Genomic DNA, 9,890 nt, shown 5'->3' with positions numbered 1-9,890 from the left:
CCGCCCCGGCCCGCACCAGCGCCAGCGCCTCGGCCAGGCCGGGGGCGTCGAGCACGCCCTCGGCGCTCAGCGACGCGACGTCCGGCAGCCGGCCCTCGAAGCCCGTCGCCACCAGCGGCAGCGCGCGACCGGCCGGCGCGGCCGCGGGCCGGGCCAGCACCAGCGGCTCCTCGGTCAGCGGCACGACCGTGCCCTCCCACGAGCGCGGGGCCTCGGCGATCGCCACGACCCCGGCGGCGTCGCGGACCTTCTCCTCGATCCGAGCCTGGTCGGGGAACTCGTGCCAGCGGACGGTGGTTCCCGGGTGGGCGTCGCGCCAGCGGCCGACCGCCGCGCTCAGCAGCGCGTTCGGGGCGCCGGCCACGACCGACAGGCAGAGGCCGCCGGGCTCCTCGATCTCGCGCCGGGCCAGCAGCGTGCCGTCGCCGACGGCGTGCAGGGCGGCGCGGGCCTTGGGCAGCAGCACCAGGCCGGCCGCGGTCGGCCGCACGCCCTGCGGCAGGCGCTCCAGCAGCGGCCCGCCGACCGTCCGCTCCAGCAGCCGCACCTGCTGCGAGAGCGACGGCTGGGCGACGTGCAGCTCGCTGGCCGCGGCCGTGAACGAGCCGTGGTCGACGACGGCGACCAGGTAGGCCAGCTGGCGCAGCGTCGCGGCCGGCAGCAGGCTCGCGGCGGCGCCCGGGTCGGCGTGCCGATCCTCGTGGACCAGCGGCCGGCCGGTCTGCCCGCCGCCGTCGCTCACGGCGCTCCCGGGCCCGCCGCCAGCGGGTCGCGCTCGTCCGGCCGCACCAGCGCGCTGGCGAAGTCGTCGGCGTCGAACGGCCGCAGGTCCTCGAGCGCCTCGCCGATCCCGATCAGCTTGACCGGGATCGACAGCTCCTGGGCGATCGCGATCGCGATCCCGCCCTTGGCGCTGCCGTCGAGCTTGGTCAGCACGATCCCGGTGACCGGGGCCGCCTGCGAGAACTCCTGGGCCTGGCGGAGCCCGTTCTGGCCGGTCGTCGAGTCGACGGTCAGGAGGATCTCGTGCGGGGCGCCGGGCAGCTGCTTCTCGATCACCCGCCGGACCTTCGCCAGCTCCTCCATCAGCGGCAGCTGGGTGTGCAGGCGCCCGGCGGTGTCGACGATCACCACGTCGGCGCCGGCCTCGCGCCCGCGGCGGACCGCCTCGAAGGCGACCGAGGCCGGATCGGAGGCACCGCCCGGCACCGCCGCGACGACCTCGACCCCGGCCCGCTCGCCCCAGATCTGCAGCTGCTCGACGGCCGCCGCGCGGAACGTGTCGGCGGCGCCGAGGACGACCTTCTGCCCCAGCTGGGTGGCGAGCGTGTGGGCGAGCTTGCCGATCGAGGTCGTCTTGCCGGTCCCGTTGACGCCGCAGACCATGATCACGGTCGGGCCGTGGCGCAGGTCGATCGTGGCGTCGCCGGTCGGGCGCGCGGCCTCGGCCAGCAGCTCGGTCAGGCGGTCCTGGAGCGCGGCCGGGTCGGTCATGCCGCCGGTCGTCGCCTCGGTCTCCAGCCGGCCGACGATCTCGGCGGTGGCCTTGGCGCCGACGTCGGCCATGATCAGCGCCTCCTCCAGGCGCTCCCAGGTCTCGTCGTCGAGCGTGTCGAAGAGCGTCTGCGTCAGCTCGGCGCCGAGCGCGTCGCGGGTCTTCTTGAGGTTCTGGCGCAGGCGCTTGAAGAAGCGGCCGCGACGCTCGGGCTCGTCGCCGGGCGCGAGGGCCCCGGCCCGCTCAAGCGCTGCCTCGTCCAGGGTGAAGAGGTCGGTCCACTCGCGCGCCATCGCAGGCGACGATAGCGCGAGGCCGTCGGCGCACCGCGCTCCGCGGCGGCCGCGACGGCGGGCCCTAGGATCGAGACGTGTCCCCCGCTCCCGTCCGCTTCACCGTCGAGCGCGCCGACGCCGAGCCCGGCGCCGGGCTGCTGCGCGCGTTCCTGGCCGAGATCGACGACCTCTACGGTCCGCCGGACGGGCCGTGGCCGTCGGCCAGCGCGGACGAGATGTCAGCGCCGGGCGGCGCCTTCCTGGTCGGCCGGATCGACGGCGACCCGATCGCCTGCGGAGGGGTCAAGACGATCCGCGTCCCGGAGCCGGACGGCGACGGCGGGCCGGTCGCGATCGCCGAGATCAAGCGGATGTACGTCGCGCCCGCCGCCCGGGGCCGCGGCGTCGCCCGGGCGCTGCTCGCCATGCTCGAGAGCGAGGCCCGCGCCCTCGGCCACCGGCGCGTGCGGCTGGACACCGGCCCGCGCCAGCCCGACGCGCTGCACCTGTACCGCTCGGCCGGCTACGTCGAGATCGACGACTACAACGGCAACGTCCGGGCCGCGCACTGGCTGGAGAAGCGGCTGACGGCCGCCGATTGAGGCCGGTCCCGGCCGCGCCCGCTACGCTCGCGCGCCATGCGGGCACTGGTCACCGGCGCGGCCGGGTTCATCGGCACCCACCTGGTGACCGCGCTGCGCGAGCGCGGCTGGCAGGTGACCGGCGTCGACCGCCGGCCCGGCGCCGACGTGACGGGAGACGTGGCCGCGCTCGACCTCGACCCGCTGGTCCGCGGCGTCGACGTCGTCCTCCACCTGGCCGGCCGGGCGTCGGCGCGAGCCAGCTGGCGCGAGCAGTTCGACGACTACCTGCACGACAACGTCCGCGCGACCCAGCGGCTGCTCGAGGCCGCCCACGCCGCCCGCGTCGGGCGCGTGGTGCTCGCCTCGTCCTCGTCGGTCTACGGCGATCCCGATCGGCTGCCGACGCCCGAGGACGCGCCCCTGCGCCCGATCTCGCCGTACGGCGCGACCAAGGTGATGGCCGAGGGGCTGGCGACCGCCTACGGCGCTCAGGGCCTCGACGTCGTCGTGCTGCGCTACTTCACCGTCTACGGCCCCGGCCAGCGGCCGGACATGGCGCTGCAGCGGGCGATCACGGCCGGGCTCGACGGCGGCCAGCTGCTGGTCTTCGGCGACGGTCGCCAGACCCGCGACTTCACGTACGTGGAGGACGCCGTGGCGGGGACGATCGCCGCGGCCGAGCGCGGGCCGGCCGGCGCGGTCTACAACCTGGGCGGTGGCGAGCGCGTGGCGCTCGGCGACGTGCTGGCGGCGATCCGCGAGCTGTGCGGCGGGCGTCTGCGGACCGCCGCGGCGGCGGCCCACGCCGCCGACGTCCGCGACACCGCCGCCGACACGACCCGCGCCCGTGAAGCGCTGGGGTTCGCCCCGCGCTGGACGCTGGCCGACGGCCTCGCCGCCCAGGTGGCGGCGCAGCGCGCGGCGCTGGGCGCCGCGAACGTCGGCGGTTGACGCGGCAGCCAGGTGGCGTCAGCTGTCCGCCCCGCGACGAGCTGGCGTCATCTTCCTGCGCCTGGCGCGGCCAACTGACGCCACCTCCGCGGGGCGCCGCGAACTGACGCCACCGCTCCCCGACCGGCCTACGACGGCTGCAGCCCCGCGCGCTCGCGCCGGACGCGGGTCGCGCGGGCCGCCTGGTCGTCGAGCGACCGCCGGAAGGGGACGACGTGGTGGCGCTCGCGGAACGGCGACGCCTCGTCGACGACGTTCCAGCCGGCCGCGGTCACCAGCCGGTCGGCGGCCGCGAACAGCGACGCCGCGGGGTGCACGTCGCGCCAGACCACCCCGGCCGGCAATCCGGGCGGCCGCCGCGGCGCGACCAGCACCAGCGGCACCTCGACGCCCTCGGTCCGTTGGTGCTCGCGGGCGGTGGCCACCAGCTCCAGCGTCTCCTCGTCCGGCCCGCTGTGGACGACCAGCCAGTGCGGGCCCGGCGCGGCGCGGCGCTGACGGTGCTGCTCGCGCTCCGGGACCAGCTCCTCGACGACGTCGCTGCGCTCGCGCAGGAACCGCTCGTGCTCGGGCTCCAGCGGCTCCAGCAGGTGGGTGGTGGCGAAGTGGATCCGGCCGCTCCCGATCCGCTCCCGGTAGCGCTCCCACCGCAGCCGCCGCGCGACGTGGCGGATCGGGACGTCCGCGATCCCGTCCAGCTCGCCGAGGATCCCGAGCGGGAAGGCGTCGACGACCAGCTCGCTCGGCTGCTGGCAGGCGATCAGGTCGCGGATCCGCCACGGCTCGCGCTCCAGGCCCGGCGCGACCCGCACCACCGGCAGCCCGCCGGTCACGCGCTCGTCGCGAGCGAACCGCGACGCCGTCAGCAGCGCCACGCGATCCTCCAGCCCGAGCGTCCGGACGACCCGCCGCGCGCGCACCAGGTGGCCGAGCCCTCCGCCGATCGCGTAGTAGAGGATCCGGCCGCCGGTCACGAGGATCGCCCTCCCGCCAGCGGCTCGGCGCTCGCCGTCGGGGGCGCCGGGTCGCCGACCGCCACCAGGTCGGAAGCCGGCGCCGGCCGCCGGTCGCCGAGCACGTCGGAGAGGGCGGCCAGGTAGCGGCCGGTCTCGGTCCGGGCGTCGAGCCGCTCGACCGCCAGCCGCCGGCAGGCAGCGGCGAGCGCCGCCGGATCGAGGGTCGCCGCCCGCTCCAGCGCCCAACCGCAGCCGGCCTCGTCGCCGACGTCGAACAGCAGCCCCGTCTCGCCGTCGGTCAGGACGTCGGCCATCCCCGCGACGCGCGAGCCGATCACCGGGATCCCGAGTGCGACCGCCTCGACCAGGACGTTCGGCAGCCCGTCGTAGAAGGACGGGATCACCATCCAGTCGCAGGCGGCGTACCAGGGCAGCAGCTCGAAGCGGTCGAGGAACGGCAGCGTCGTCCAGGAGACCCGGTCGCGGTGCTCGGCCAGCCAGGCGTCCATCTCCGGATCCAGCTCGCCGGCCAGCAGCAGGTGGAACGCCTCGGCGCGGCCGGAGCGCAGCAGCGCGTCGAGGAAGAACGCGCCGCCCTTCTTCGGCTTCAGGTGGCCGAAGAGCCCGAGCACCCGCCGGCCCTCGGGGACGGTCGCCGCCCGCCACGCCGCCGCGGCGGCACGGTCCGACGGGGCCAGGTCCCAGGCGTCGAGGTCGATCCCGTTCGGGATCCAGCGGACCGGCACGTCGGGGTGCAGCGCCGAGATCTTCTCGACCTTGTCGCGGGCCACCGCCGCCACCAGCGCGGAGCGCGAGAACGCGTCGGCGAGCAGCGGCCGGCGCCGCGCCGAGAAGACCGCCGAGTCGAAGTCGTTGCCCCGGATCAGGGTCACCAGCGGGACCCCGAGCCAGGCGGCCAGGACCGGTCCGACGGTGATCGGCCGCGAGCCGCCGAAGGCGACCACGTGGGTGATGTCGCGCGTCGCCGGGTCCGCGTCGAGCGCCGACCAGGCGCGGTTGAAGGCGTGCGGCGGGTCGTCGTCGACCGGGCAGGCCAGGTAGCGACCGCCGGCCTGGCGCTGGATCGCGAACGACGGGCTGCCCGGCCGCGCGCGCGGCAGCACGTGCAGCACGTCGACCGTCGCCCCCGCGCCCCGCAGCCCGCGCACGATCCGGTCGCAGGACTGGGCCATCCCGCCGCGGGCCGGCGGGTAGGTCTCCGTCAGCCACAGCGGTCGCAGGGCGTCAGGAGTCACCGAACCCGCCGCCATCGTCGTCGTCGAAGTCGTCGTCGTCGTGCCAGCGGTAGCCGTCGCCGGCCCAGTAGCTGTCGTGGCTGGCCCACCACATCGGCTCGTAGCCGTGGTCGTCGTAGTAGCGGCGGCGGTAGCGGGCGGTGCGGACCGTCGCCTGCTCGGGATCGACGACCGCCTCGGGCCCGTGCCCGCCGCGGTGGACGACCGGCGCGCCCGTCGGCGGCTCGCTCGGCGTCGTCGCCTCCTCGGCCTGGCGGGCGGCGCACTCGACGCAGACGCGCGCCTGGACCCGTGGGGCCAGGTGCTCGTCGCAGACCCGGCGGCTGCAGAGGTCGCAGGCGGTGGTCGCCGGACGGTCGCAGTCGCGGAGCGTGAAGAAGCCGCGCTTGCAGGCGCAGCGGTCGAGGCCGGTCGTCATCAGAGCTTCTTCCTCCGGACCGGCTCGACCCGTCCGTAGGCGCGCGCCAGCAGGTCGACGAGGTGGCCGGAGTCGATCGCGCCGCCGGCGCCGGCGGACTTGACGACCCGCCGCTCGGCGACGACGGTCGCCCCGTCGCGGACGGTCACGCGCTCGCGGTCGGTCGGCGGCAGCGCGCCGGTCGGCGCCGCGACCGCGACGTAGTTGCGGGCCGGGAACGCGACCGAGACGTCGAGCTGGATGCGGCGCTTGGACTTGACCTTGATCTTGGTCTTGCCGCGAGGGTTGCGCTTGACCTTGCGCGACCGGCGAACGTGCTCGACCACCGCCAGCCGCACGTGGGCGCCGTCGGCGAAGCGGATCCGGGCGTGCAGGAACGGATCGGCGAAGAACGTGTCGACGATCCGGTGGTAGGCGCCGCGCGCATACGGCTCGCCCTCCCCCGTCCGCTTGGCGTCGACGGTCGGCCCCCGCAGGTCGAGCGCCAGCTCCAGCGGGGCGTCGTCGGCGGCGTCCTCGGCCAGCAGCGGCAGCAGCGGCAGGGCCAGCCCGAGCGCGGCGTCGGCCAGGTCCAGCCGCTTCAGCCGGCCCCGCTGCAGGTGCAGCGCCACGATCGGGATCGCGAACAGGACCAGCAGCGCGAGCGCCGCGATCGGCGCCACGAACAGCGACGCGAGGATCAGCGCGATCCCGGCGACGTAGAGCCACAGCAGCTGCTTGCCGGCCCGCGACCGGGCCGCGTCGGCGCGGACGTCGAGGTCGTGCAGCGGCGCCAGCAGCGCGTGCCACTCCGCGGCTGGTCGGCGGTCGTCGACCAGCTTCGTCCGCAGCACGTCGCGGTGCTCGGACGACAGCATCCGGAGGCTCTCGCGGACGCTCGTCACGAGATCGGGGTCGCGGCGTCGTCGGTGGCGAGCGAGGGCACGGCGCGCATTCGATCACGTCGCGCGCCCAACGTCGAGTAGCGCCGCGACAGCTCGGCGGTCGAGCGCTCCCAGGTCAGGCCCTCGGCGATCCGCCGGCGGCCCGCCGCCCCCATCTCGGCGATCCGCTGCGGGTGGTCGAGCAGGACCCGGATCACGCGCGCCAGCTCGGCCGGGCGATCGGGGTGGACCAGCCGGCCCTCGACGCCGTCGGTCACCAGCTCGCGGACGGCCGGCAGGTCGGAGGCGACGACCGCCGTGCCCGAGGCCATCGACTCCAGCAGCTTCAGCGGCGCGCAGCCCTGGACGACGTTGCGCTCGCAGTCGCGCAGCGGCGCCAGCGAGAGCGCCGCGTGCTCCCGCCACGGGGCCAGCTCGTGCTCGGGCAGGGCGACGTGCCATCGGACCCGGTCGGCGACCCCCAGCCGCTCGGCGAGCTTGACGTAGGGCTTGGCCCGCCGGCGGTGGACCGAGGAGCAGACGACCAGCCGGAGGTCGTCGAGGTCCGCCAGCCGCGCCAGCGCCCGCAGCGCGGTGTCGAGTCCCTGCCACGGCTGCAGCGCGCCGAAGTACAGGAGGTAGCGCGGCGGGGCGTCCGCCGGACGCGGCGTCGGCGCCGGCAGGTCGGCGCCGTTGGGGATCACGTGCAGCCGCTCGTCGCCGACCCCGCGGGCGCGGACCGCGTCGGCGATCGCGCGGGCGGGGACGACGACCGCGTCGGCGGCGTCGAGGCAGCGCCGCTCCAGCTCGGCGATCCGCCGCAGCGTCGCCTCCGGGATCCGCGGGAAGAGGAACGGCAGCTCGATCGACGGCAGCCCGTTGACCTCGTAGACCAGCTGCGGTCGCTCGCCCGGCGGGTCGTCGGCGAACCGCTCGACGATCGGCAGCCCGCTCCACGGATCGCGGAAGTGGCAGACCTCGAGAGTCTCGGCGTGCTCGTCCAGCAGCGCGTCGAGGCGGGCGCCGAAGGCCAGCGCGCGGGCCAGGAAGCGCGGCTCCTGACGGCTGAAGCGGACGATCTCGACCGCGCCCTCGCGCTGGTAGGGCGGCAGGTCGTCGCCGCCGAGGACGTACAGCAGCCCGCCGCCGTGGTGGTCGAACAGCGTCCGGGCGAAGCGGTCGATGTGGACCGCGGAGCCCTTGCGGGACGGGAAGCGGTCGAACGCCGCGTAGAGCGCGCGATGGCCGGCGGCCGAGGGCATCCGGCCAGACCCTAGAGCCTGCGACCGAGGTCAGCTCGCCGTCGACAGGCCGGGCAGGTGCGGTGCCTGCTCGCCGTCGCGCTGGTCGAGCCGGCGGGAGACGACCTTCGAGACGCCGTCGCCGCCCATCGACACGCCGTAGAGCGCGTCGGCGACCTCCATCGTCCGCTTCTGGTGGGTGACGACGATGAACTGGGCGCGGTCCTTGTAGCGGCGCAGCAGCTGCAGGAAGCGATCGATGTTGAGGTCGTCGAGCGCGGCCTCGACCTCGTCGAGGACGTAGAACGGGCTCGGCTTGGCCAGGAAGACGGCGAACAGGAACGCGATCGCGGTCATCGTCTTCTCGCCGCCGGAGAGCAGCGTCAGCCGCTTCATCTGCTTGCCGGCCGGGGTGATCTCGATCTCGACGCCGATGTCGTCCTCGCGCTCGACCTCGTCCTGGTCGGCGTCGTCGAGCGACTCGTCGCCCTCGCCCTCGGCGTCCTCGTCGGCGGCCTCGCGGACCAGCCGCAGCCGGCCCGAGCCACCGGGGAAGACGTGCTGGGCCAGCTCCTCGAAGTTGCGGGCGCAGGCGGCGAAGGTCTGCTCGAAGGTCTCGCGGATCTGGCGGTCGGTGTCGCGGACGAACGCCCGCAGCTCGCGCAGCGCGGTCTCGAGGTCGGTCCGCTGGGACTCGATCTCGTCGACGTGCTCGCGGGCCTCCTCGTAGGCGGCCTGGGCCAGCGGGTTGACCGGGCCGAGGGTCTCGCGGCGCTTCTGCAGCCGTGCGATCCGCTGGCGCAGGCCCTCGGCGGTCTCGGCGTCGAGCGGCTCCTCGGCCGGCTCGGCGGGCAGGCCGAGACGCTCGGCCAGCTGCTCCAGCTCGAGCCCGATCTCGTGCTCCTGGTCGCGGGCCCGCTGGGCGGCGACCTCGGCCGCGGTCAGCCGGTCGCCGATCTTCCGCAGCTGCTGGTTGAGGTCGGCCTCGCGCTGGGCGCAGGCGCGCAGCCGCCCGGCGACGTCGTCCCCGGCGGCGCGGTCGTCGGCGACCGCCTGCTCCAGCTGGACACGGCGCTCGCGGACGATCCGCAGGGCCTCGGCCAGCGCCTCGGTCAGCCGCTCGCCGGCCGGGATCACGGCCTCGTCGGCGGCGACCGCGCGCTCCAGGCCCTCGACCCGCTGCTCGCGCTCGGCCCGTTCGCGCTGCAGCCGCTCCGCGGTCCGCCGCTCGGCCGACAGCTCGCCCAGGATCTGGGCGCGGCGGACAGCGCTGGCGCCCTCGTCGGGGGCGTCGCGGCGGCGCTGGAGGGCGCGGGTGGCGTCGCGCAGCGCCTCCTCGGCGTCGACCACGGCGCGGCGGGCCTCGCGGGTGCGCTGCTCGGCCTGCTCGCGCTCGTGGGCCAGCTCGGCCAGCTCGTCGCGCAGCGACTCGACGTCCGCGACGGCGGCCTGCTCGGCCTGGACGGCGCGCTCGCTGTCGGCGACCAGCCGGTCGCGGCGGTTGCGCTCGGCCAGCACGCGCTCCTCGCCGCCCTGGGGGCTGCGGTGCAGCTCGCCGGTCCCGACGTCCCAGACCTGGCCCTCGGCGGTCGCCAGGATCCCGGAGAAGCCATCCGGCGCGGCGTCGGGCAGCGCCTCGACCAGCCAGGCGTCGGCCAGCAGCCGGCGGACGATCGCGACCGGGCCATCGTCGCCGCGGACCTGGTCGGCCAGTCGCTGGGCGCCCGCGATCGGCGCCGACCCGACGGGCGCGTCGGCGTCGCCGCCGGGCACCGCGTCGGCCGGCAGCAGCACCCGCGCGCCGTCGCGACCGCCGCCGTCGAGCAGCCCGCGTCGGGCAGGTGCTCGAGG

The 9,890-nt window shown here is 76.2% G+C and carries 10 protein-coding genes; 2 read left to right on the top strand and 8 right to left on the bottom strand.

All coding sequences use genetic code 11. The features are described from left to right. Positions 1 to 742: LysR family transcriptional regulator (locus PAI11_RS25110; protein WP_211656651.1), on the bottom strand; the 742-nt coding region annotated here is incomplete at its 3' end. Further along, positions 739 to 1,788, bottom strand: a complete 1,050-nt coding sequence (gene ftsY, locus PAI11_RS22755) for a signal recognition particle-docking protein FtsY (protein ID WP_007579207.1) — start codon at positions 1,786 to 1,788, stop codon at positions 739 to 741. The genes ftsY and PAI11_RS25110, both read right to left, overlap by 4 nt. A 77-nt stretch (positions 1,789 to 1,865) precedes the next feature. On the opposite strand from ftsY, the gene PAI11_RS22750 reads away from it, so the two are divergent. Next, the gene (locus PAI11_RS22750; RefSeq protein WP_007579205.1) at positions 1,866 to 2,372 is read left to right on the top strand and encodes a GNAT family N-acetyltransferase; all 507 of its coding nucleotides are present in this window, start codon (positions 1,866 to 1,868) and stop codon (positions 2,370 to 2,372) included. A gap of 36 nt (positions 2,373 to 2,408) precedes the next feature. Beyond that, complete coding sequence (locus PAI11_RS22745) at positions 2,409 to 3,305, top strand: NAD-dependent epimerase/dehydratase family protein (RefSeq protein WP_007579203.1); 897 nt, start codon at positions 2,409 to 2,411, stop codon at positions 3,303 to 3,305. A 128-nt stretch (positions 3,306 to 3,433) separates the two neighbouring features. Here PAI11_RS22745 and PAI11_RS22740 read toward each other — a convergent pair whose 3' ends face one another. The 6 genes from PAI11_RS22740 to PAI11_RS22720 form a co-directional block, all read right to left on the bottom strand. After that, positions 3,434 to 4,279, bottom strand: a complete 846-nt coding sequence (locus tag PAI11_RS22740; RefSeq protein WP_007579200.1) for a hypothetical protein — start codon at positions 4,277 to 4,279, stop codon at positions 3,434 to 3,436. Continuing rightward, positions 4,276 to 5,517, bottom strand: a complete 1,242-nt coding sequence (locus PAI11_RS22735) for a glycosyltransferase family 4 protein (protein WP_007579198.1) — start codon at positions 5,515 to 5,517, stop codon at positions 4,276 to 4,278. The genes PAI11_RS22740 and PAI11_RS22735 overlap by 4 nt, the downstream gene beginning before the upstream one ends. Then, positions 5,507 to 5,935 carry a hypothetical protein gene (locus PAI11_RS26620; protein ID WP_007579196.1) on the bottom strand — a complete coding sequence of 143 codons (429 nt, stop codon included), beginning with the start codon at positions 5,933 to 5,935 and terminating at the stop codon, positions 5,507 to 5,509. The genes PAI11_RS22735 and PAI11_RS26620 overlap by 11 nt, the downstream gene beginning before the upstream one ends. After that, entirely contained in the window at positions 5,935 to 6,819 is an 885-nt protein-coding gene (locus PAI11_RS25105; protein ID WP_050897363.1) for a hypothetical protein, read from the bottom strand. The genes PAI11_RS26620 and PAI11_RS25105 overlap by 1 nt, the downstream gene beginning before the upstream one ends. Next, on the bottom strand, positions 6,816 to 8,060 hold the full coding sequence (locus PAI11_RS22725; protein ID WP_007579192.1) for a glycosyltransferase: 1,245 nt from the start codon (positions 8,058 to 8,060) through the stop codon (positions 6,816 to 6,818). Before PAI11_RS22725 ends, PAI11_RS25105 begins: the two co-directional genes overlap by 4 nt. 30 nt (positions 8,061 to 8,090) lie before the next feature. Continuing rightward, the coding region (locus PAI11_RS22720) for an AAA family ATPase (protein WP_170320775.1) at positions 8,091 to 9,890 on the bottom strand (1,800 nt) is incomplete at its 5' end.

It is taken from the genome of Patulibacter medicamentivorans, assembly GCF_000240225.1.
GTDB classification, from domain to species: domain Bacteria; phylum Actinomycetota; class Thermoleophilia; order Solirubrobacterales; family Solirubrobacteraceae; genus Patulibacter; species Patulibacter medicamentivorans.
This window is presented reverse-complemented; position numbering and strand designations above follow the sequence as displayed.

Bases quoted from the DNA above. Each gene is read 5' to 3' on its own strand.
- ftsY (WP_007579207.1), bottom strand. From the start codon at position 1,788: ATGGCGCGCGAGTGGACCGACCTCTTCACCCTGGACGAGGCAGCGCTT.
- PAI11_RS22745 (WP_007579203.1), top strand. From the start codon at position 2,409: ATGCGGGCACTGGTCACCGGCGCGGCCGGGTTCATCGGCACCCACCTG.
- PAI11_RS26620 (WP_007579196.1), bottom strand. From the start codon at position 5,935: ATGACGACCGGCCTCGACCGCTGCGCCTGCAAGCGCGGCTTCTTCACG.
- PAI11_RS22725 (WP_007579192.1), bottom strand. From the start codon at position 8,060: ATGCCCTCGGCCGCCGGCCATCGCGCGCTCTACGCGGCGTTCGACCGC.